Origin of the sequence: Syntrophotalea acetylenica (assembly GCF_001888165.1) — a bacterium.
Lineage (GTDB): Bacteria > Desulfobacterota > Desulfuromonadia > Desulfuromonadales > Syntrophotaleaceae > Syntrophotalea > Syntrophotalea acetylenica.
In genome coordinates this window covers 1,009,594-1,033,863 of record NZ_CP015455.1, presented here as the reverse complement: position 1 = coordinate 1,033,863, position 24,270 = coordinate 1,009,594, and the positions used below count along the sequence as shown (strand labels likewise).

At 52.7% G+C, this 24,270-nt stretch carries 15 protein-coding genes, 1 tRNA gene and 1 pseudogene; 2 read left to right on the top strand and 15 right to left on the bottom strand.

What is annotated here, in order from left to right; translation table 11 throughout:
* Positions 1-303: 303 nt before the first annotated feature.
* The 4 genes and pseudogenes from A6070_RS04660 to A6070_RS15100 form a co-directional block, all read right to left on the bottom strand.
* Complete coding sequence (locus tag A6070_RS04660; RefSeq protein WP_072287270.1) at positions 304-2,496, bottom strand: molybdopterin-dependent oxidoreductase; 2,193 nt, start codon at positions 2,494-2,496, stop codon at positions 304-306.
* A 166-nt stretch (positions 2,497-2,662) separates the two neighbouring features.
* Positions 2,663-3,535 carry a transporter gene (locus tag A6070_RS04655; RefSeq protein ID WP_072284962.1) on the bottom strand — a complete coding sequence of 291 codons (873 nt, stop codon included), beginning with the start codon at positions 3,533-3,535 and terminating at the stop codon, positions 2,663-2,665.
* Positions 3,536-4,568: 1,033 nt separating this feature from the next.
* Positions 4,569-5,804 (bottom strand): group II intron reverse transcriptase/maturase, encoded by a 1,236-nt coding sequence (gene ltrA / locus A6070_RS04650; protein WP_072284961.1) that lies wholly within the window; start codon positions 5,802-5,804, stop codon positions 4,569-4,571.
* Between the two features lie 946 nt (positions 5,805-6,750).
* Positions 6,751-7,788 (bottom strand): annotated as a pseudogene (locus tag A6070_RS15100) (transposase).
* 548 nt (positions 7,789-8,336) lie between these two features.
* On the opposite strand from A6070_RS15100, the gene A6070_RS04635 reads away from it, so the two are divergent.
* Together A6070_RS04635 and A6070_RS04625 are read left to right on the top strand one after the other, a co-directional pair.
* Positions 8,337-8,933 (top strand): hypothetical protein, encoded by a 597-nt coding sequence (locus A6070_RS04635; RefSeq protein WP_072284960.1) that lies wholly within the window; start codon positions 8,337-8,339, stop codon positions 8,931-8,933.
* A 1,989-nt stretch (positions 8,934-10,922) separates the two neighbouring features.
* The gene (locus tag A6070_RS04625) at positions 10,923-12,035 is read left to right on the top strand and encodes a tyrosine-type recombinase/integrase (RefSeq protein ID WP_072287269.1); all 1,113 of its coding nucleotides are present in this window, start codon (positions 10,923-10,925) and stop codon (positions 12,033-12,035) included.
* A gap of 178 nt (positions 12,036-12,213) precedes the next feature.
* On the opposite strand, the gene A6070_RS04620 is transcribed toward A6070_RS04625, so the two are convergent.
* The 11 genes from A6070_RS04620 to pilQ form a co-directional block, all read right to left on the bottom strand.
* Positions 12,214-12,300: transfer RNA gene (locus A6070_RS04620), tRNA-Leu, on the bottom strand.
* A gap of 59 nt (positions 12,301-12,359) precedes the next feature.
* Positions 12,360-13,187, bottom strand: coding sequence for a menaquinone biosynthesis protein (locus tag A6070_RS04615; RefSeq protein WP_072287268.1), 828 nt, complete (start codon positions 13,185-13,187; stop codon positions 12,360-12,362).
* Positions 13,184-14,710 carry a TolC family protein gene (locus tag A6070_RS04610; protein WP_072287267.1) on the bottom strand — a complete coding sequence of 509 codons (1,527 nt, stop codon included), beginning with the start codon at positions 14,708-14,710 and terminating at the stop codon, positions 13,184-13,186. The genes A6070_RS04615 and A6070_RS04610 overlap by 4 nt, the downstream gene beginning before the upstream one ends.
* Positions 14,711-14,818: 108 nt before the next feature.
* On the bottom strand, positions 14,819-16,156 hold the full coding sequence (gene accC, locus A6070_RS04605) for an acetyl-CoA carboxylase biotin carboxylase subunit (RefSeq protein WP_072287266.1): 1,338 nt from the start codon (positions 16,154-16,156) through the stop codon (positions 14,819-14,821).
* 152 nt (positions 16,157-16,308) lie between these two features.
* Complete coding sequence (accB, locus tag A6070_RS04600; protein ID WP_072287265.1) at positions 16,309-16,782, bottom strand: acetyl-CoA carboxylase biotin carboxyl carrier protein; 474 nt, start codon at positions 16,780-16,782, stop codon at positions 16,309-16,311.
* Between the two features lie 59 nt (positions 16,783-16,841).
* Positions 16,842-17,933: a M24 family metallopeptidase gene (locus tag A6070_RS04595; protein WP_235605408.1), complete on the bottom strand. Its 1,092-nt coding sequence runs from the start codon at positions 17,931-17,933 to the stop codon at positions 16,842-16,844.
* 218 nt (positions 17,934-18,151) lie between these two features.
* A complete protein-coding gene (locus A6070_RS04590) occupies positions 18,152-18,511 on the bottom strand; it encodes a roadblock/LC7 domain-containing protein (protein ID WP_072287264.1) in 360 nt (119 codons plus the stop codon).
* Positions 18,480-19,280 (bottom strand): tetratricopeptide repeat protein, encoded by an 801-nt coding sequence (locus A6070_RS04585; RefSeq protein WP_072287263.1) that lies wholly within the window; start codon positions 19,278-19,280, stop codon positions 18,480-18,482. The genes A6070_RS04590 and A6070_RS04585 overlap by 32 nt, the downstream gene beginning before the upstream one ends.
* A gap of 4 nt (positions 19,281-19,284) precedes the next feature.
* Positions 19,285-20,385, bottom strand: coding sequence for a 3-dehydroquinate synthase (gene aroB / locus A6070_RS04580; protein WP_083558864.1), 1,101 nt, complete (start codon positions 20,383-20,385; stop codon positions 19,285-19,287).
* A gap of 28 nt (positions 20,386-20,413) precedes the next feature.
* Positions 20,414-21,577 (bottom strand): chorismate synthase, encoded by a 1,164-nt coding sequence (aroC, locus tag A6070_RS04575; RefSeq protein ID WP_072287261.1) that lies wholly within the window; start codon positions 21,575-21,577, stop codon positions 20,414-20,416.
* A gap of 95 nt (positions 21,578-21,672) precedes the next feature.
* On the bottom strand, positions 21,673-24,270 hold the full coding sequence (gene pilQ / locus A6070_RS04570) for a type IV pilus secretin family protein (RefSeq protein ID WP_072287260.1): 2,598 nt from the start codon (positions 24,268-24,270) through the stop codon (positions 21,673-21,675).

Genomic DNA, 24,270 nt, shown 5'->3' with positions numbered 1-24,270 from the left:
TTTTGCCAATAGGGTGATCACTCATCTGCCTCAACAAAGTAAGGGTAGTGACCATGCCTCCCCCAAACACAAAGTATCCTTTCTGAAGGAGAAGGCATGGCCACCGAAGTGGGGTGGTTTCCAAGAAATCCGATTTACCAGAACATCCTGTAACTCAAAGAATGAGAACCAATCCTGCAAGCCGGCGGTCTACCTCCGGCAGAAAATCTGCACAATCCGCCTCACTCATCAAACGCTCGGCACGTAAAATCGATCGACTGGCAGCCTGCTGCAATACCCCACCTACCTATCCACAAGCCTTTTTCAGCATTTATATGCCTTCGCAAGAATACCGCCTCTAAGATTTGGCAAACCCTGCTCCGGATCGAGATTCCAGTCATCATCACTTAATACCATGGCATCATTATGCAGCATGGCTCCACTAAATCCAGTCTCAGGCCCCCCTTCCTGTTCAGGGCACCACCGTCCATGGGGTATTCTTATCGTACCTTCCGGCTGCGCACCATCATGCTTGAGGAGCAACTTCAACCTCCCATGAGTTGTCTCAACCCAGATCCATTCGCCGGAGGGAAGTCCAAGGGACTGCGCAGTTTTTGGATGAAGCAAGGCAACAGGATCGGGCTCTGCGTCTCTAAGTATCCCAGGCTGGTGATAACACGATTGAAAGTTTGAATCTTCACGCAGACCAGCAAAAAGGATTAAAGGATATTCCTTCGCAAGTTCCGGATCACTTATTTCAGTCTGCAGCGGCTCATGGTAGTACGGCAATGGATCATAACCAAGCTTTTCAAATACACTTGAATACAGCTCAACTTTTCCTGATGGAGTCGCTACGCCTACCCCCTCCGGTCCAAAGTAATCAGGCAGCTTAGACATATAGGTGTATTGTTTCTGGTACTCTTCCCACTCCATACCAGTCGGGCTTATCCTATAGTTGATCAATTCAAGCCGGTCCTTCCATGGGAAATGCTCTTCAAGGCCCATCCTGACGGCCAGCTCTCGGATGAAGTAATACTCATCCTTGGCTTCGCCAGCCGGTTCGACAACTTGCTGGGAAGTATTGCCGAAAGGAATGCCCTCCCAATTCGGCTGGACAACAGGCCTCTCCAGCCAGTGGTCACCAGGGAGAACATAATCGGCAAGCTGCGCTGTAGGCGTCATGAACTGATCATAACAAACAACCAAATCCTGATTCATGAGGCCCTTAAGTGCGTTTTGCTGATTTGCATAGCCCATCAGCGCATTGCTGGCGAGCGCAAAAAAGGCCTTTACAGGATACGGTTTTTCGGTAGCCATAGCCGTAAAAAGAGCAGTCGGGTTGGCCATAAACGCGCCCATATTATGGAAATATTTCACCCCATACACTCTTTCTGACGGCTCTTCCAACGCGCTCATCCCCGTGTATGTAAGGAACGGGTACGTCTCTGTACCGAGCTGAAGTTTTTTCTTTTCTTCAGGCAGTGCTTCGTGCATCTGAATTTTGGAAATGGGCACCAGATCCGAATGAGGGGCCCCCAAAATCTCCGCTCCATTCACAAAGCTGCCGACAATTGCCCTTAAAATACATTGGGCGCGGATCGCCGAACAACTATTTTTCTGCATATCAGTTGAAACAGCCCAAGGTATGGATGCGGGACTCTCAGTTGCGAACATAACAGCCGCTTTCCTGATTTCTCCAGCATCGCATCCGGTTATTTCCGCAACTTTGTCTAAAGGATATTCCTGAACCCGTTCTTTAAGCTCTTCAAACCCAACACACCAGTTTTCAACAAACTCTTTGTCGTACAACTGTTCATTGATGATAACGTTAATCATCCCGAGAAATAGAGCTGCATCTGTTCCATACCGAAGAGGAAGCCAAATATCCGCCATCTCTGCGACCTTGGTTCTGCGCGGATCAAGCACAATAAGCTTGCAGCCTCTTTTTAAAGCAGCCTTAAGGTCATTGAACTGGGAGACCCAATTATGATTACTGAGATTTTTACCAATGAACAAAAGGCAATTAGAGTCGGCAAAACTCGCAAAAGAGTAACTTCCATGAGTTACTCTATGAACTCCGGCTGTATTCCCGATACACATATACATGGCGGCAGTCCAGTTCGGGCTACCCAAGAGATTCATGAATCTCCGGAGCGTTCCATATTCGCTTTGCTGATTAATCTCAGTCTGGCTTACACCAAGGGACTCCGGACCGTATTTCGCTATAATCTTTTTCAACTTTTCGGCAATTTCATCCAATGCCTGGTCCCAACTGATTCGCTCCCACCTTTGCTCTCCCCTCTTACTACCCACGTTTTTCAGAGGATAGAGCACACGATCCTTATGAGTCCTGATCGTGTCCGCATTCACCGACTTCATACAAATACTATTGGGGGGAGTTGTCGGGTGAGGCTCTGAGATACTCTTTGTTTGGATCTTACCGTCAGCCTTCACTTCAGCCTCTACAACACAATTAATGTCGCAGGACTGACAGACAACGTGCTTCTTGCTAGCCATTTTGTACCTCCTAGTGCTTAGCGGGTCAACAGGACTACCCTCCGACCCAAGTACCTTTTTGTTGAGTTAAAAAAATAATTGACTTCTCTTCCCAAGAGCCCAAGAACGACAGTCTAACGACAGCAGACTCCCGCCCGGACTCAACGTTACGCTGCCTAAACAAACGTTAGAAAACCCAGATAAAGCGAGCCCAACCGGCATTTGTTTTAGTCGTATTTCTTCCCGAAACGCCTTTTTCATACGACAGCGCAAGAGTCAGTCTGTCGCTTAACGTGAAGTGGTTACCAATCCCCACAGCAAGCTCATCCTGGCTGGAAATAGAATCGCCGGTATTCTTATTCTTTCCAGACTCGGTTGTCTGGTAATCAACCTTAATGTAAGGCTCTATGAGGTCCTGAAACTTGTAAGCAAAAACAGTATTAACGTAAAAGGTGTCTCCTTGCTCAATGTGAGTACCGCCTACCTTGCTGTCCCCCTTAAGCTGGTAACCTACGGAACCGTCAAAAGTGAAAGCACCTACGTGGTAGTTTGTCAGATAGGTAAGGCTGTGGTTCCAGGAATTCGAAGACAGCTCATCGCTACCGGTAGGCATGAACAGAAAGTATTCAAGGACGCTTGTCCAGTTACCCGTTCTATACGCAGCGGCACCACCGACCATTGTATCCAGCAGCCCAGTTTCGCTATTATCGTCTTTAGTCAGCACCCTTCCGAGACCAACTACACCCTCGGTAAGAAAGCTCCAGTTATCCAATCCTTCGACCGTCCATACGTGTATGTAGCGGTTAAGGTTTAGAAACACGCTCCGAGTACCACTGTCACCATCCCAAGCTTTTCCCTCTTCCCTATAGGTGTTATAGGAAACATACAAATCGAGGCCACCAGCCGGAACTTCCTTCCCTATCGGAAGCTGAAAATCGTGAGGTTGAATGAAACTATAGGGAATCAGTCCAGCACGAGCAGTGTCCACATTACCGACAAGACTTAGACCGCACAGCGCCACTACTACAAACAGAAAGCTTTTCAAAGTTTTCACAGCCATTTGATAACCCACTCCATTTCTTGAATTGACCTTCCATCAATTACCAACCAGACAAACAAGAAAGTTTCATATCCTTCTAAGCACTCCAGAAACCCTCCGGCAGCCTGTCAGCGACAACCAGTTCTGCCATCCCTTTATCTTCTCGCCGCCACCTCCTTCCTTCCGCATCCGCCGCGAACCAGCCAAACCCACAAAATTGCCCGCTTTCAGCAGGCGCGCTTTCTTGTTATTTATCGGGACACAACCTCTAGGCTTAGCTGGCCAACCGTTTGGTTGGATAACCAACTTTGGTTGGATAACTAACAAACTATCAGGTGTTACTTTTCCGTGTCAACCTTTATCTGCAACACTGTTTGACGTGAGACCTTATGGGACAAAAAATGGCGACAGCAGATCAATGGGGCGAGCATGGCGTTCGTTCCCTTGGATTTTGCGCCGGAAGAGGGGTTTCAATTCGACTGGAGCTATGAACCGGTCGAGCTGAGAGGTGGAAAGGTCCAGATCAAGGTCGCCAGTTCCGCTGTTGTCATAGTCGCAAGTTTTTTGCCTAGCTTATTTGTGTGAGAGATTGGGGATGGTTCTAGATGCCCACGTTCAGGCTTTCTCGTTCTACAGAAGGGCTTGCTGCAAGAGGGCCTAGGACAAACTAAAAACGGTGGTGAGCAAGGTGCTAATAGTTAAAGAGCGTATCTTCAAACGGTGTTCTCTGACCCCGGCCTCCCACTTCCTGTTCAAGCCGACCACCAGCACCCCGACCGCTGGTTAGGGAAAAGGTAGGCTGAACAAACGCCAAGAACTTTACAAGTTAGCCCCGCAAAGGAACTCTGGTAGCTGGCCCTGTCAAACTCGCAACTGGGGAACAATCGGAACTGTACGGTTACCCCCTTAACCAAAAAGGCCACCCGAAGGCGACCTTTGCAATAAGACTGCGTAATCAACAGGAGGTCGAGTAGCCCGAAGGAACCTCCCCCTCAGGCCCTCACAGAACCGGACGTGAAACTCTCGCTTCATCCGGCTCTTCTTATCCATCGCCTTATGAGAACAAATATTCCCAATGTACAAACAACCGCGGGGAAGACTTTCTGCAGCGCTTGAGCCATGCCCATGAGCGCTGCTTTCTCCTTCGCAAGGTCTTGTACTTCTTCCTTGCCCAGCGTCCTAGTCTCAGATCCAGTCTAACCAGAAACCGTCGCAGCGGTTCTGGGTAGAAGGTTCCATAGTATCCCACCCATCCTCGTACCATTGGATTGAGGAGGGCAGCCAACTCTTGAAGAGTTAAGCTCGTTCTACGGTGGATTTTGAGGTCTCGGACTGCTTGGTTCATCCGTTTCAGTGCCTTTCGGCTCACTGCTGGATTGAAACCCGTAAAAAGGTTCCCGCGCCTGTCCTGTACGGTTCGTCCATGAAAGCTGAATCCGAGGAAATCAAAGCGGGTATGGGCATACTTTGCCCTTCGCTTCCCATCCTTGCAGTAGACCAGTTTCGTCTTTGCCGGGTGTAGCTCCAGCCTGCAATCGGACAGTCTTTCTCGTAGCGCTTCTAAGAGCGCCTCAGCCTCCTTCTGACTTCGACAGTGGCAGAGCACATCATCCGCGTACCGCTCAAACGGTATGGCCGGATGATTCCGCTGCATCCAGTGATCAAAGGCATAGTGCAGGTAGAGATTCGCCAGCAGTGGGCTGATGACACCACCCTGCGGAGTTCCGCAGTTCCGTGTTCCTATCGTTCCATCTGCCAGCTCAACTTCACTCTCCAACCAGCGTTGGATGTAGAGTTGGATCCATTTCTCCGGTACGTGCTTTTCTACCGCACGCATCATCAGTTCATGGTCAATGGTGTCAAAGAAGGCCCTGATATCCAAGTCGATCGCCCAGTCATGGTTCCAGCAGTTACGACGCGCTTGCGCGACCGCCTGCTTTGCACTTCGCTTTGGACGATAACCATAGGATGAGGGGTGAAATACTCGCTCCAACCTCGGTTCGAGTATCATCTTGACGACCATCTGAGCGGTCCGATCGGCCACAGTCGGTATGCCCAGGGGGCGGAAATTTCCTTCCCCTTTGGGTATTAAGACCTGCCGTACCGGTTGAGGATAATAACTCCCCGAACTCATCCGATTCCACAAGGTATAGAGATTATCGCCCAAGCAGCTCCGGTAAGCCTCTATGCTCTTCTCATCCACGCCCGGTGCGCCTTTATTGGCGGCCACGCGTTTCCAAGCTTCCCAGACAACCCGCTTGGGTATCTCAAAGGGTTTGGCTTTGGGCAAAGGATCCTCCCGCTTCACGATTGTCGCATCCCCAAAAACCGGATAAGGTCATGCCTTTGCTCCACAGTCATTACAACTCCTTCATCGCTACTACGCATGACTCCGCCACTGTGCTCCGCATTGGTACTCAGGCTCTTGCGGGTTCTCCGCTTGAACCGCTCCCTTAGCATCGGAACGACAGCTTCCCAAGTTCCACTCCAGTGCCTGAAATAAGGTCACGCCACCTCTATGCTGATGCCGCCAGACCAAAACTCAGGTCGCCGTCTGACTTGTCCTGGGGTGTTGTCGAGACCCCGGTTTTGACATCGTTTACAATTATCGACACTTCCTGGATGGTTCACTTGCGTTCGTCTCCGTATTTCATACCTGACAGTTTTTTTCCTCCTGCCTTTTCCCATGACGCTCACCACGGTCGCTCTTTAGGCCGCAGCTCAGGGTGGTTTGGTGTCTCCTCCTGATAGACGACACCGAGGGGCCTATCCCTCATCACTGGTGCAGCATGGCTAAGCCAAATCCTGCGGCTTCACCTTCTTGGCACACCAACAACTACCTTGACAACACCGCTCAATTTTTCAAAAAAGGCTTAAACAAAAACTGGGAATAATTTGGTGTCTAATTTTCCATACCGAAAAAATCACCCAAGATACCCCTCGTCGAGTCTAAAAACTGCCTTGTTAACAAAAAGAAGTAACGTCGTGTCTCAGAAGCCTTTTTACCGAAGTAACTAAAAACTGCTACTTAGACGTCTAATGTCTACCCTTTTAGACCTGTTCCTTCGGTCTAAAAACTTCCTTTTTAGCTCCCCCCTCTATCAGTAAAGCCACCTCGCGCATAAAAGATTTCCCTCACGCCCTAAAGAAACAAACTCCTCCCTATGAAACGTGGAGTATGTCAGGCTGCAAAGCTCTCTCTTTTAAGGCCACCGATAAATAGAGAGCTCCGGCGGTTATTTTGCTTCTAGACATTTTTTTGGCGCCAATTTTCCCAACGAATCGTGAGGTCTGATTTCGTTATATTCTATGATCCAGTTGTCGGCTCCTTCTCGCCCCCCTTATGGTCGATGAAAGACATATGAATCGGGGGCATCGTTACGACAGGTCCGATAATCGGTTTGATAAATGAATCTTGAGTCACTGGCCGGGCATAAAGAACCCTAGTTCGACATCGTAATCTTCGGCCTAGATGGCAAGTTTCAGCTAAATAAACTCCGACGCAACTTTGCCGGACAACCTCGCCAGACAGCTATCCGGTCCAGCGTGCGGATAACGCGTTGGGCAGGATAATTTAAATCTATATCAATAGTAGGTGCCTCGCGATTGAAGTCATCCAGCACGTTGAATGTTCTGAATCGCTGGCCACACCAAAGAACATCGCTCATAAAGTCGATGTACCAGCACTGGATAACCGAGGCTAGTACCGGCAAGGGTTCCGGGTTGCGGTTCGTCAACCTCTTTATGCCCATGCGGAAAAATTCAGTTCCAAATGGCAATAAACACTGTAGACACGCTTGTGGTTCCAGCTATTGCCACGCCAACGGGTGAGTTCAAAGAGTTTATTGAAGATATAGCGAGGATATTTTTCGGCAAGTTCCTGTAGCAGGTAAATCACAGGCTGGTCCTTTTTGGGGCCGGTCGATAAACATAAACAGATCGACTCAAGGAAAGCGCCCGACAAGCTGCTCGTTAGCTTAAAGCGCGTTCCTAACGAAGGTAAATGATCAGGAAGCGTTTTTCTATCGGCGTTAAAGTTTTTTTCCGATGACATAATTGAACGTACTGGTTTCGAGGCTGAGAGCGACAAACATCTGCCTTAGTTTGTGATTCTCCTCCCCAGGACCTTTGAGGCGCCTGATGTTGGAGGCCTCCATGTCGCCATATTTTAATTTCCAGTTGTAGTAGGTAGCATCCGAGATGCCATGTTCGCGGCAAATACCTTTGACAATACGCCCGACTTTGATCTCTTTGAGCATTTCAAGGATCTGCATTTGTCTAAATCAAGATTTCCGCACCTATAAGCCCTCCCTTAAATCGTTGAGTATGCGGGAAAACTCTATAAATTGATGGCCCTACCTTAGGGGATGGTTACAGAATCACCTAAACAACAAGTCAATCCAAAATACTTGTCCAGACCTCAATCTTCCAGCCATAAATTCACCAATGTCAACGACAACTGAGACGTAGTTTATATATGTTTTGAATAATATTGTTATCACGATAGGTTTCGGTGTTTTTTTATTATCCACTTGCTTGACTAGTATAACAACCTACTACTCAACAAATAGGTGCGTCAGGACTAACGAGATGGAATATACATGAACTATTCACAAAATCTTTTCCACAGCAACCGGACTACTTGCTTTGTTTTCGGACTGACCATATGACAATTTCTAGGCCTAGAGACTTCGATTTGGCCTTAAGCACAAAGCACTCATCTATAATTTAAATATTATTCTGTACGGCCTAAACTATTTATTCTTACCTTCTGAAAAGTAGGATATATGAGTTTTACAATAAAAATAGTGGAGGTGACAAAATGAACTGTTGTCCAAGTCTTAGCGATGAGAAGTATTTAGAGGCAATAGAATCGATACAAAAGCAGGGATTAAGCGTTACAGCAGCGGCAATTAAAAACTACTTGGCGGGGGACACAAAAAGAATCAACCACTTCCTTAAGGAGCGGGACCGATTATCTCACCTTCTGGAGATCGCAACGTTAAAGGATGAAGTGAACGCGGCACGGGCGGAAGTACAAAGACTACAGGAAGAGCTAAACCGTAAGCGGAGGCCACTTGCTTTAAGGAAGGACATCAGGCCGATCGAACAAGGCTTGGTTCGGTGTCTAATAGAGGCCGCCAGACAATTTTCAGCCAATCAGGCCAAAGACCTTTCTCAAGTGCGCCAACAACCGCTGCCGCACCAATTGCTAATTTTCTTGCAGCAGGTCCTGCAGCAACTACAAGAAGAGCAATCCAATGATGTGCAAGGGCACAACCGACAGACTACAGGCACAGAAAAACATAGGCCAATACCTCCACAGGTTAAAGATTCAAAATCGCTGTCTCAAGGAAAACCTGCAAAACGAAACAAGAGCCAAAGGAAGCGAAAAAAGCGTCGAAAAAACAAAAAGTAAACTGTAAACACCTTATAGCTTGCGCTTCCAACGCAGAATCTGTGGGTGGGTGGTGGTGAAAATTAAAGCAGTGCCTTTCCTGGATAGATACGATGCTTTTTGCGAAAACTATCAAATCCAAACGGGAGAAAGACAATGCAGATCAAGACTCTACCGAACAAAATCGAACGGTTTAAGTTGTTCGTTTATGTAATCAACTGTATCCCGTTGGTTGCCTGGGTGAAAGCAGTGATTATCGATATTGGGCCGCATCGCAATAGTCGGATGGTTGAATTCATACCCTTTAGCAAATCGGGATGAATGTGGACTTTTGTTTACAGAACGCCTTGAGCAATTTGCGCTTTCTTGCAGGGAGCAATGATCGTCATTCCGAGGGGGGGGGACATATGATTTTTGGATCATTGAGTTATCTTCGCTTTTATGGACACCCCGCATATCCTAACGAGAACGTGAGGTATATTTCTGAGCAATCATCTAAAATACGAACCAGACATTATACTCGAGGCTGTTCGTCAGGTTATTGAAGATGGTCTCGGCCTTCGTCAGGCTGAATGAAACCCAAGGATTACCTACAGGGCTTTGAAGGGCTAAATTTAGAAGCAACAGGTCCAACAAGATGCTGCCTTTACTGGCCGAACTAATCCACCGTCGCCCGAAGCAGTGTCAAAGTTGTTGAATGAACGCCTTCAGCGGGAGCGCGTCATTCTTAAAAAACCTTTGGCCATCTTCTCTACGGACCCTCATCGATATTCGGGATCATAACCGAGCACCGCTCCCAATTTGCAGTGAAGGAAAAATCCCGTGTGCCTGAAGGGTCTCGCTGCGGATTGATATATAACTGCTTTTTTTGAAAGGGATCGAACCGACGGCGCGGGATGCATCGGCCATGGTTTTGCGAGCAAGAACCCATGTGAGGGAACCATTCGTCCAATGGCTACAAAGCCCAGACGACTGAAGAGGGGCAATTTTTCAAAAAGACCGCTTAGGTAATGGTCAATGTCCGCTATTGTGAAGTCGAGACATGATTTTCCATCAAACACCTCATGATTTAAACTCCAATTTAAACCATCAAAAATATTTGATGATGCTGAACTTGTAAGGTCCTGCATTTACACTGTTTTTTTAAATTAGAAAAATATTTTTTCTAAAACGAAAATTTTTTTGTATGAATCGAGATAATATTTCAACTTCCTTTCAAAATATTCTCCACCGTAGGCCAAACTCCCGCCTTGCCCCCACCATTCATGAAAAACCCAAAAAGACCGGAAAATAAATAATCTTTATTTCGCAGGGACTTACAAGACCACAACTGAAACACAAACAATATCTACGAATGTTGGCACCGGTATTGCTATTCACGTTGTTCATATTAACAATCATACGAACATATAGTTTTCGTAAGTTCCACAAGATACTTATTTCTATCATTCATATACTAGGTTTTTATTGATTTAATTTTGTTTTTTGGCACCATTATATAAACAGAGTTTTCGATGTGCATAAACGGTATTCGCACATAACTTAATCACTAAGGCAACAAGGAGATATTTTATGAACTTGTCAAATAACTCGGTCGGCACAAACACTAGACTCATACCTGTTACAAAGTGGAATGATTATCATCCTTGGCCTCCGATCGGTGGACTTCGTCATTTAATTTTCAATGAGAAGGAGAATGGCTTTTCGAATTGTGTTTCAAGGGTTGGAAGAACGGTATTAATCGATGAGGATCGGTTTTTTGAATGGGTGAGAAAACAACAAGAACCATCCACTCCGGAAAAACTGTGATCATGAGGCACTATTCTATCAGGGGAGTGCAAGTCACACCTGCTATCCATCTTCGTAAAGTTGCGTAAGGTTTTCTACCAGAATCATGGTCTAAACTTATGTTCTGACTTACGACTATAACGACAGCACAAAAAATACAAATATCTAAGAAGAAAGACTCGACAAACATCTTGCCGAGTCTTTCTTCTTAACGGAGGAAAAATGGCTCAAATTCGCATGAACAACGGTAAAAAGGGAAACACCTTTACGGCCCGTGTCAGAATTAAAAACAAGGAGATAACCAGGACCTTTAAAAGGAAAACCGACGCTAAAAAATGGGCCCAAAAACAGGAGGACCAGTTCGATCTTGGACGTTTCCCGAACAATGAAGCGCAAAAACGTTCCGTAGCTGACTTATTCAAGCACTACCTCAAGTCTATGGAAAGAGAGAAACCTAAAGGCTATAAAAAGCTTAAAGAACATTTGAACTGGTGGCAGACTCACTTAGGAACACTCAAACTCTTTGAGGTGGAAGCCGTCAATATATGTCTTGCAAGGGAAGAGTTGCTTAACGAAACAACATATCGTGGGAAACTACGATCTCCCTCAACAGCGAACAGATATATGTCCTCACTGCGAATGGCATTTCAATTCGGGGTACAACGCCTAGGCTGGCTACCATTTAATATTGTTAAACAGATAGCACAACTCGCAGAACCAGATACACCAGGCAGATTTCTGGACAGAAAAGTTGAATTGCCGTTGTTAGCGGAGGCCTGTGGAAAAAGCCGCAATAAGCGTCTACTCCCCCTGTTCATGCTCGCCATTGGATTAGGGTTGCGAAGGAATTCTCTAGTGGGGCTCCATGAAAGCGAAGTCAACCTCAGCGAACGAACAGTTCAAATCCCTCGCTCGCGGATGAAAAGGGATAACATGATTACCTTGACCGTGTCTGATGAACTGTTCCCCTACTTGGAATGGTTGTATGAGCATAGAAACCTATCCACAGGATTGTTATTCCCGGGATCAAAAAATCCCTCAAAGCCTATGGACTTCGAAAATGCTTGGAAAAATGCGTTAAAAAGAGCAGGGATTGAGAATTATAGATTTCATGACAACCGCCATTCCGCGGGGTCTTACTTCACCGAAAGCGGATGTACCCTTGCCGAAGTTGCGGCACTCCTTGGGCAGAAGACACTTGTAATGGCTCTCAGATATTCCCATATCAGTGACGAACATAAAGCAAAAAAGGCCCCAGAAATGTCCAAAGCTTGTCTCGCGAAGACTGCGGCGGCAGTTAGATCTCACTTGAAGCCACTCCAATCTGACTCTTAGCAGGGGGGATTTTCTCAATCACCGCGGTAAGTTTTTAGTGCTCGAGTAAACAAACTTGCTGTGATTTGTTGTAAAGAGTTGTAGCTGAATGGCACAGAATAGGCACAAAACTTAAATTTAACAATTTAAAGACAAGCAAGGGGTTAGCCAATCATTGGCTAACCCCTTGCTTTTATTATGGTACCCGGGACGAGAATCGAACTCGTACAGGATTACTCCCGAGGGATTTTAAGTCCCTTGCGTCTGCCAGTTCCGCCACCCGGGCATGGAAAACGCAGCCATACTAGTGGATTCACCTGTCAGCGTCAACTCAAAAGGCGCTCTCTATAAAACGGACGCAACGAAGTTAAATTGCGGCATTTCCGGCAGCAGGCGATGTTTGACGGCCAGATGAAAATAGCGTTCAAGGCCCTGCCGGTGCCAGTCGGTAAATTCGTAGGACATGGCTTGCCAGTAGTTTGCAAGTTGCGCGATGCCGAGCCAGGAGGACTCTGCGCTTTGGCGTGAGAGATGATGAAGGTCGGACAGGGCGCGGTCCAGGGAAACATGTAACTGCCGCTGGAACTGCCTTAATTCCAAAGCTTTGCGCCGCATGGCATCGCGATGTACGATCCACAGGGCGAACACGAAAGGCAGACCGGTGTGACGCCACCAGAGTTCACCGAGGTCGTGGACATAAGCAGCGCCGGACCGCATGGCGGCCTTGAGAGCCCGATCCCCGATGAGAAGTCCCGAGCCTCCGGCGGCAATAATTTCCTCCACCGGCTGTCGGCAGTCGGTCATCTCACGCAATGGAAACCCGTAAAATTCCAGGCAGAGCAGTCTCAGAAGATTGATGGAGGTGGCCGATTCGCCGGTCAGGGCAACGGGAACTCCGGCGAGTTTGTCAAAAGGGCTGGAAGAAAAAAGCAGCACACTGCGCACCGGCCCGCAGGCGCTGATGGAGAGATCCGGCAAAAGGCCGTAGCGGCGCCAGTGCCTTCCGTACTCGAAGGAGGACGAGGGGCTCAGATCGATGCGGCCATCGGCCAGCAGGGCATTGAGTTGCGCCGGCACCCCGGGGCGAATGACCCCCTGAAAGCCGGCAGCCTCCAGATGGTGGAAAAAGGGGACGCAGTTGGCATAGGCAATGTGCCCGACGCGCAGACTCATGGCCGGCCGCTATCGAGCAGCGAGGCCGCTTCATTGTGGAAGGTGTCGACGAAACGCACGCCCTCCCGTTCAAGCAGTTGGCCGGTAACCTTGTAATAACCTGTTACGGCCTTGTGCAGATCGGTCATGGCGGCCGCCTGCTCGGTCTGGGCCAGGGCATGGTCCTCCTCCCCTTCCAGAACCTGGCGCGTGGTCGCCAGCCCCACCTCCCTGCGCTTGAGCAGGGTACGCAGCTTTTCCTCGGCGAATGCCAGCTGGCTGCTTGTGACATCGATTTTCTTGCGGCTCACCTCCAGCAGGCGGATGGCGGCCCGGACCTCGGTGCGGACACGGTTTTTCAGCTGTGTGAGCTGCGCCTGGCGGCCCTTGCGTTCAAACTCACTGCGCCGGTATTCGTGACGGGCTTCGCGGTTGCCAAGGGGATAGGAAAGGGTCAAGCCTATTTCCCAGTTGCGAAAATCGTCCGAGCCGATATCCCGGAGATTGTCGCTGTAATCCTGCCCGAGCCCCCGGTGCCCATAGGCGGCCGCCAGATCGAGCGCGGGCAGCACCGCGTTGCCAGCGATGCGGCTTTGCAGCTCCAGCCGTTCGATATCGCGCATCCGCCGCTGCACATCCGGACGTTTGGCCAGAGCCTGAGCGACCCCCTGCTGCACATCCGCAACGGCATCCGGGATCCCTGGCGGCACATCGGGCAGGGCGATTTCGTCCTGGATGTCGAGCAGCAACGCCAGCGCGTCCAATCCGTCCAGATATTCCCGATCGGCGTCAAGCAGATCCCGCTGTCGCTGCTTGAGGCCGAATTCGGCCTCCAGTTCGTCGACCCGGGGCAACACCCCGGCTTTAACCCTGGCCCGGTTTTCCCGCAGCAGACTGTCGGCCAGAGCCACGGAGGCCTGCCGGTAACCCACATTGTCGCGCAGCCGCAGTGCCTCGAAAAAAGCATCGCGCGTATCGGCAACCACGCGAAAGGCGCTCTCACGCAAATCCTCGATAGCCATATCGCGGCCCTTGACAGCAAACAGGATATTCTGCTCGGTAACCGTGCCGCCGAATCCCTTGAGCAGCGGCTGCACGAGACTCAGGGTGACGGCACCCTCGTAGTAGGGATTCAGGCCGGGAGCAGGCTGCTGGTCGGCCCGCTGATTGGTAAAATCAAGATACAGATCGCCGCCGGTGGGGATTTTCTGCCGGAGGCCGAGATTGAACCGCCGGTATCTTTCGCTGGATTGGGCGCTGTAAAACTGGAGGTTAAGGCGCTGCCGGCTCTCGCCCTCGGCATATTCAAGACCGAGAACCGGATCATACAGACCGTAGGCCTTGCTGATTTCGGCATCGCTGGCCCTGGTCTCGTACTGCTGCGCCTTGAGGTCGAGGTTGCGTTCCAGGGCCAGGCGCAAAACATCGCGCAACGTCAGTACCGATGCGCCCCCCTCTGGCCAAGGCCCCATATCGGGGGATTGGGCCGCGGCACAGCAGAAGGTCAGCGGCACCAGAATCAATGTGAGCCAGACACACCTCATGACATACCTCCATGGTGCGGTAGCGCGCCGAAAAACGCAGGCCGGGCTAAGCGCCCGGCCCGTGCCAGTCCATCCTGGTGGTACCGATGATCGTCAAACCACGGTGCGTCAGAACACCAACCGATCCATGAACCCCGTATTGACGGCCCCTTCCTTGAATTCCTTGTTCTGCATGATGCGCTTGTGCAGCTGAATGGTGGTGCGGATGCCACCGATGATGTATTCGTCAAGAGCCCGGGCCATGCGGCGGATGGCTTCCTCGCGGGTATCGGCATGCACGATCAGCTTGGCCACCAGCGAATCGTAATGGGGCAGGACCTTGTACTGATCGTAAACAGCGCTGTCGACCCGCACGCCGAGTCCGCCCGGGGTGTGATATCCTTCGATCCTGCCCGGCGAGGGGGTGAATTTAAAGGGGTGCTCGGCATTGATACGACACTCGATGGCATGACCCTTGATATGGATATCGGATTGTTTGTAGGCCAGAGGCAGACCGGCGGCGCTGCGGATCTGTTCCTTGATGATATCCACGCCGGTCACCATTTCGGTGACGGGGTGCTCGACCTGCACGCGGGTATTCATTTCCATGAAGTAAAAATCCCCCTTGCCGTCGAGCAGAAACTCCATGGTGCCGACGCTGGAATAGTTGACCGACCGGGCGGCGGCCACAGCGCATTCACCCATGCGCCGGCGCTGCTCCTCGGTCAGGACCGGACAGGGGGCCTCTTCCAGAAGTTTCTGATGCCGGCGCTGGATGGAACAATCGCGCTCGCCCAGATGAATGACATTGCCATGCTTATCGGCCAGGATCTGCACTTCCACATGCCGGGGATTTTCGCAGTATTTCTCGATATAAACCTCGGGATTGCCAAAACCGGCCTGGGCTTCGGAACGGGCGGCGGCAAAAGCATTGGCGAGCGAGGCGGGAGAATGCACAACCTTCATGCCGCGTCCGCCGCCGCCAGCGGTTGCCTTGATGATCACGGGATAACCGATCCCGTCAGCAACCTGGCGGGCCTGCTCGATGGTGGCGACGCCTTCAGTGGTTCCGGGCAGGATCGGTACCCCCGCCTTGGTGACGGTTTGCCGGGCCCGGATTTTATCCCCCATCAGGCGCATGTTTTCCGGTGTGGGCCCGATAAAGGTGATGCCGCATTCTTCACAGATCTCGGCGAACTCACTGTTTTCCGCCAGAAACCCGTAGCCGGGGTGAATGGCTTCGGCGTCGGTCACCTCGGCGGCGCTGATGATCGCCTTGATGTTCAGATAGCTGGCGCTGCTCGGCGCCGGACCGATGCAGATGCTTTCATCGGCCAGCTTGACATGCAGCGACTCGCCGTCCACGTCGGAGTGCACGGCGACGGTCTTGATGCCCAGTTCCTTGCAGGCGCGGATGATGCGCAGGGCGATTTCGCCACGATTGGCAATAAGTATCTTATGAAACATGGGAATAGAAACTCCTGATGCAACCCGCCCTGACGGGGGATTGCCCTGGGGGCGCAACGTCGGATATCCATCGACCTGAAGTGCGGGCGGCCATTCGCGCCGTATTCAGCAGTTTTGGCTGCCCTTCGCGGACAACGCAGCGTCGACCGTGACTAAAGGGGCTCGACCAGAAACAGGGGTTCCCCATATTCGACGGGTTGCGCATTTTCCTTGAGGATTTTCACGATGCGGCACTTGAACTCGGATTCGATCTCGTTCATGAGCTTCATGGCTTCGACAATACACAGGGTCTGCCCTTTTTCAATAACGCTGCCGACCTCCACATACGGATCGGAATCCGGCGAAGGTGCCCGGTAAAAGGTGCCCACGATGGGCGACTCGATGGTTTCAAAGCCCTCTTCCTCTTCAGCGGCCGGGGCAGGCGTCACGGCTACGGCAGCGCCCGGGGCAGGTGCGACCGGTACGGCCGCAGCGCTCATGACCATGGAAGGCGCCGCTGCCTGCATGCCGCCGGCAACCTGGCCACGCTTGATAACGATGCGTTCTTCCCCCTGCTCCCATTCAAATTCCGTGATATCGGTGTTCGTCACCATCTTCAGCAGATTTCTCAGATCTTTGATATCCATAAGGACTTGCCTCCTTGCACTTGAACTTAAAAATAAGTTGTCGCTACGTTTGGATCGTCTTACACCATAACGGCGGAGTAATCCTTGCCGATGGTGGTCAGCAGCTCATACCCACACGTGGTGACAAGCACCGTTTCCTCCAGTCGCACGCCCCCCAGTCCGGGAACGTATACTCCCGGCTCGACCGTAAACACCATTCCCTCCGCAGCGACATCGGTCGAACGCGGCGATACGACAGGATACTCATGCACCTCGAGGCCGACTCCGTGCCCAAGCCCATGGCCGAAAAACGCTCCGTAACCCCGCTCGCCGATATACGCCCTTGCCGTACCATCGATTTCGGCCAGCGACACACCGGGCCGGATGGCGGCCAACGCCCGCTGCTGTGCCTCGAATACGATATCGTAGATTTCCCGCAACCGGACATCCGCTGTTCCCAGAGCCAGCGTCACCGTTTCATCGGAACAGTATCCCTGCCAGATGGCGCCAAAATCGAAGGTTACCAGCTCTCCGTCCCGCAGGCGGCGTTCGGACGCCACGCCATGCGGCAGAGCCCCACGCTCCCCGGAGGCGACAATAAAAGGAAAGGAGCGATCCTGTGCGCCCCGACGCCGCATGGCGAATTCGAGGGCAAGGGCCAGTTCCTGTTCCATGGCACCGGGACGGACCAGCGGGCGGATTTCCTCGAAAGCCTCGGCGGCAACACGGGCCGCCTGCTTCATCAGCGCGATTTCCGTCTGGTCCTTGATGCCGCGCAGCGCCTTGAATTCCCTGGGCAAGGATTGCCAGTTGCATTCACCTGGACACTTGCTCCGCAGTTCCTCGAACAGGGCGCAGCTGAGATTGTCAGCGTCAAACCCTAAAGAAGTTATGAGCAATTCGCCAAGAAGATCGGCGATCCCCCCGGTTTTGCTCTGATATTCAACCATGCGATCAGCCGTCACCTGCTGCCGGGCCTGGCTCGTATATCGGGAATCGGTCAGAAAGACCGACGTTTTCCCGTTGACCAGCAAAGCGCCGTCGGTTCCGGTGAAGCCGCTGTAATAGCGCAGATTCGCCGGCCCGGTGAGCAGTGCGGCATCAAGCTCGAAGCGTTGCAGCAGCTGCCGCAACTTCTGCGTTCTGTTTTTTACCACAAAGTCGCTTTGCACTCAATCTCTCCGCTCGTTCGGAATCATCGCCTGCCACCGGCACAATCGACCACCGTCAGGGCATGGCCGCCCGACCGTTATTGTCATATATCACGGAAAAAAGAAAAAACCGAAGAGAAGCACCTGCACAGTGCCGCGAAATCTGACAGGGAATCGAGCCGCAAGGCCAGATCCCGAAAGGAAAAATGATCGGTATTGCAACCATGGCATCGGCGTCGTTACGCCAATGCCTCGCGCAAACGGGCCGATTCCCTGGCCAGCAGATAGCGGGCCTTGCCGAAATTGCCATCGCGCTTCAGGGTCAGTGTCACGAAATAATCGTCATTGAGGGCGCGAATCAGCACGGTAAAACGCCCGGTGCGGATCACCACCTCTTCCATTTCCCCGGTTTCGAGAATTTCCACCGTTTTCCTGACTTCCTTGAGCACATTCGCATATTCAACGGCGACCAGTTGCAAATCGATCCCTTCACAGGGTTTTTCATACTGATCGATAGCGATGCCGTCGTACCCCATCAGGGCCGAACCGATAGCGCCGCCGGCTTGCTCAACAATGTCCCGCAGAATGCTTCTGAACATGCTCCCTCCTTGCCTTGATGGCCAACAACCATTTCTGCAATGTGGCAACAACAGCGTGCGGCGCATCGTCGTCCGACGCTGAAGATTCGGTCCCGGCGGAATGCGAGGTCGATTCGGCGGCCGTGTCTAGGGCTTCGGCCCCCAGCAGGGACGCGACATGCGCAAGGCGCTCGCGAATGGCTTCATCGGCAGGGTTGGCCTGATGCAAGTTCTGATAGATGGCATGCGCCTTCTCCAGGTGACCCTGACGAAGACAGAGTTCGGCTACCGTGGCCGTGGCAAACACCGGTTCCTGCTGCTCCGGTTCAGCGGCGTCAGTCTCGCAGGTGGCATGGCAGGCCATTTCGGCAGCCGGCTGCAAGGATGCCTTCAGATTGGCCAGCACCGGATCCTCCGGAGCAAGTTCCGCGGCACGTTCGTACAATTCAAGAGCCCGGGCCCGCTGGCCACGAAAAACACACAGCTTGGCCATGTTTTTCAGGGCGGTCACACTGCCCGGGTCGATTTGAAGGGCTCTTTCAAAGGAACAGGCGGCACTCTCGAGCGCGCCGCACTGCATCTGCGCACGACCAAGCACCACATAGCCGGGACTGAAAAAAGGCAGCGCCTCGATGCCCTGGCGCGCTATGGCCAAGGCCTCGTCGAGCATGCCAAGGTTCCGGTAGGCGTCGCTTAACGGCACAAAGGTCGTGGAATGCGGATCCTTCCGGAGAATTTCCAGATACCCCGCGATTGTTCCCAGCAATTGCGTTGCCTGTTCTTTTGTCATCGTTTCACCTTGATGGTTTGAGCTCTTTCAGGGCATCGGCAAACAGCGGAGCGGGATCGGCAATCTCCCGCACCAGGCAATCACCCACCCCCTTGTTCAGGACCAATCGCAAAACACCTCTTTGTACCTTCTTGTCATGCTTCATGGCATCGAGCCAGGCATCCAGGGGATAATCGGGCGGATCAACCGGAAGATCGAAAGCCCGTAAAAGATCACGTATGGTGTCGATGTCATCGGCTGAACAGAGCCCCAGCTGACACGAGATACGGGCTGCAACCACCATCCCGATGGCAACGGCCTCGCCGTGCCGGTACACACGGTATTCGGACAGGCTCTCAACCGCATGGCCGAAGGTGTGTCCGAAATTGAGGATGGCCCTTAAAGCGCTCTCTTTTTCGTCAATTTCTACAATATTGGCCTTGATTTGACAAGCCCTCTTTACCGCCTCCACCAGGGCCTGATCTTTCCGTTTCCGCAGGTCTTTCCGATGGTTATGCAGCCAGTCGAAAAAACTTCGGTCGCGGATGACGCCGTATTTGATGACCTCCGCCATGCCTGCGGCAAACTCCCTGGCATCGAGGCTCTGCAGGGTATGAACATCGATATGCACATGGCGAGGCTGGTAAAATGCGCCGATGAGATTTTTCCCCCGAGGATGATTGATGGCGGTTTTACCTCCGACGGAACTGTCCACCTGCGCCAGCAGGGTTGTCGGCACCTGAATATAGGGGATGCCGCGTAAAAAGGTGGCGGCGGCAAAGCCGCTGATATCGCCGGTCACGCCCCCACCCAGAGCGATCAGTCCGCAATGGCGGTCGAAATCGAGAGCGATAAGGGCATCATAAATGGTCTGCAGCGTGGACCAGTTCTTGTAATGCTCACCGTCGGCTATGGTGATGTAATGATATTCGCGGTCGCAGGCGCACAGGGCGTCGGCAAGCGCTCCGCCATACAGGGCTTGAACGCGGGGATTGGCCACAACAGCGACTTTGCGGGGGAATTTCACTTCCTCCAAAGCCTGCGACAGATCGGACAGGATGCCGCCGCCGATCCAGATCGAATAACTGCGCTCGCCAAGCCCCAATTTCAATCGTTCCAATTTCAAGCTTTCGCACCCCATGCAATCAATACCGTCAAACCCCCTTGACATAGTCACGGTAGGCTTGAAGATTCTGTTGAACTTCCTCCACGGCGTCGCCGCCGAACTTTTCCAGCAGGGCCTGGGCCATTTCAATGGCCACCACCGCCTCGGCAACCACCGCGGCCGCCGGCACGGCGCACACATCGGAGCGTTCCACCACCGCCGCAAAGGCCTCCTTGGACCGGAAATCGACTGTCTGCAGCGGCCGGTAAAGCGTGGGGATGGGTTTCATGGCGCCACGCACCACGATCGGCGCGCCGTTGCTCATTCCCCCCTCCAGGCCGCCGGCCCGGTTGGTGTTGCGGATAAAGGCATCTGCCTGGTAGTAAATTTCGTCATGAACCTGCGATCCGGGACGCCTGGCCGCCTCGAATCCGAGGCCTATCTCCACCCCTTTAAAAGCCTGAATGCTCATCATCGCCCAGGCCAGCCGCCCGTCAAGGCGCCTGTCCCACTGAACGTAACTGCCAAGCCCGACCGGCGCTCCCAGTACCGCGACTTCTACCACGCCACCAAGGGAATCCCCCTGCTCCCGGGCCCGATCGATGGCCTCGATCATGCGCTGCTCGGCCTGTCCATCGAAAGTGCGACAGGGCGATTCCTCGCTCAGGGCAAAGCGCTCCCGGTAATCTTCCGGAACGCTGTCGGCGACCACACCGCCAATTTCGGTCACGTAACCAAGAACCGAAACCCCCAGCTCGGCGAGAAGTTTCTTGCACAGCGCTCCGACCGCCACCCTGGCGGCGGTTTCCCTGGCACTGGAGCGCTCCAGAATATTACGGGCATCCTGCTGGCGGTATTTGATCACCCCGCTGAGGTCGGCATGACCGGGCCGGGGGTGGGTAATGGCGATGCCCTCGACAAAATCGTCGGCCGCCGGGGACATTTTCCTTCCCCAGTTTTCCCAGTCGCGATTGCGGATGGAAAGCGTTACAGGGGAACCAAGCGTCCTGCCCCAGCGCACCCCGGAAAGGATACGTGCCTGGTCTGTTTCTATCTGCATGCGGCCGCCGCGACCATAACCCTGCTGCCGGCGCGCCAGGTCCCGATTGATTTCATGCTCTTCCAGAGCCAGATTAGCCGGCAACCCTTCGACAATGGCGGTGAGCTCGGGACCGTGAGATTCACCTGCGGTCAGATAACGCAACCTGTTCATTGATCCATCCTGTCTCCACGATAAAAAAGGACAGGCTAAACACCTGTCCTTTAGTTTTTTACGATGGAGAGAATAGCGAATTAGAGCGTTTTTGGCTAGTCTAAAATGCGCGGCGTGATAAACACCAGCAGTTCGCGGCGCTCTTCGCTGACCGACCTGGACTTGAACAGATGCCCGAGAATGGGAACGCTTCTGAGAAACGGCACACCATCCTCGCTTTCCTGTTTGTCCTGAATGAAAATGCCGCCAATGACCGTTGTTTCGCCGTCCTTGACCAGAACCGTCGTTTCCGCCTTTTTGGTATCGATGGCAATGGCAGATCCGGAACCGGTAACGACCGCAGCGCCACGCGAGTCGTTTTTGGCCTCGATCTCCAGAATCACGCTGCCATCGGGATTGATCTCGGGCGTCACCTTGAGACTCAACTCGGCTTTTTTAAACTCGGTCTTGGCCATGCCGTCACTGCCAAGGGACTGGTAGGGGATCTCGGTGCCTTGCGATATTTCGGCTTCCTCGCCATTGATGGTGGTGACACGAGGCGTGGAAATGATGCGTCCCTGTCCGGAGCTTTCCAGAGCGGAAATACGCAGATCGAGAACCGCTTTGTCCAATCCCACCCGGCCAAAGGTCAAACCACTGGCAAGCCCTGCGGCGGAAGCTACATCACCGACGGTAGGCGGGGCCAGCAGGTAACTGCCTCCGAGGCCTATGCTGCCGTCATTGCCGGCGACGCTGGGATCGTTGGAGTAGGAGGCGCCCCACTTGACGCCAAGATCCCGGGCAAAGGTGGCGCTGGCTTCAACGATACGCGCTTCGATAAGCACCTGTTTTACGGGAACATCGAGCAAGGCGACCAGGTTCCTGATTTCCGCAACCACCGAGGGGATATCCGTGACGATAATCCTCTTGTTGCGCGTATCCTCGATGATCTTGCCACGGTCCGTCTTGCGTTTGGCCAGTTGCTCGGCCACGGTTTTGATGTCACTGTAACTGACTATCATGGTTTCCGTGACCAGATCCTCCAGTTCCTCCTTGGTGCGGGCCGCCTTGAACCGCTCTTCCTGCATCTGCCGGATTTTTTCACGGGGCATCACCCGCACGACATTGCCCTCGCGCAACATGCCGAGGTCCTTGATGTCCATGATGAGGTCCAGGGCCTGATCCCAGGGAACTTCGACCAACCGCAGGGTAATGGTCCCCTTGACATCGTCACTGGCAATGATGTTGAGATTGCTTACCTCCGCGATCAACTGAAGAATGTTCCTGATATTGGCGTCATCAAAGGCTAGACTTACCTTCTGACCGGTATAGCGGGGCTTGCCCGCCGGAGCAGCCAGGCTGACAACGGAGCGGGGCAAATAACCCGGGGCAATTTCCGAATCAAAGGCATCGTTCTCGATCGTCGGGATTTCAACCCCAACCTGCGGCGCGGGCAGGGGACCGGCGGAAACAACGGGAATGACCTGTTTATCCAAAGACCTGGGTGCGGCCTCCGCATACGGCCCATCATCAACCACAAACAGCAGACGATTGCCATCCTGCCGCAAAGCGTAAGGCACCTGCCCCTTGAATTCCACGGCGAACCAGACATCCTGCCGGTTATCTTTGCGCGTAAGATAAGGAGTCACCAACCGCACCGCGCTCGGAAAAGCGGAAGCATCAATGGAGCGCCGCAGCGAGCGACTGATGGTTGCGTTCCCGACGCCGAACCGGACAATTTCGCCATGTCTTTCAGGGGCATAAATTTTGGCCGGTCCTGAAAGAGCGACGGTCAGAATCGATTGCCCCTGGTTGCTGCGGAATTCAACAGCGCTGATCTCGACCCGCTTGAGAGGTGCGGGCGCCTCCGCCACAGGTTTGACTGGGGGCGCGTCGGTGGGCGCGTTGCCCCACTGGATCTGCACCACGTTGCCCTGGTTGAGAAGCCTGGCTTCCGGGCGAACGCCTTTATCCGCATCAAAAACAAAACGCAGCTTGTCTTTTTCAACCCCAACGCGAAGTTTGGAAAATCCACCCGAAAGAGCGTAGGCACGTTGATCGAACCCGGGCCTGATCTGATGGACATCCACAACAAAACGCGTCGGATTGGTGAGGTAAAAATGTTTGATATTGGTAATTTCGCCGTCAGCGACCAGAGCTACCCTGCCATCGGAAACCTGCACGGCGCCAATCACCGATGCTGGAGCCAGCACTTCGGGAACTTCCACGACGGGATCATCAGCAGCGGCCGCCGGGCTGTCACCACTTGCATCCAGAGGCATATTGCTGCCTGGGTCGGAGACGGCCTTGGCACCACGGAAACGCAACCGCAGACCGTTGTTCAAGGATTCGACATCGTACTCCGCAGCTTGCGCGAGCAGAATTTCGATGCGCCCCATCCGCCCGGAACTCAAATCGAAGGACGAAGCACGAAACGAACGAACGAAGGGGTGAGAATCCGGCAGGGGCGGGAAAGCGGAATTTTCGATCGCCACTTTGGAGAAATCGATGACGATCCGCGTCGGATCGACTGAATCGTAAACGGCATACTCCCCATCGACCGGCAACATGGTTTCGATAACCACGTCATTGCCATCCAGCACCACATTCTGAACCCTGTTAGGCTGGGCGGCGACAGCCAGGCCGGCAAAACACAATCCGAACAATGCCAGCCACACTCCTGTAATGATTAAATTTTCCGCGCGTGCGTACAT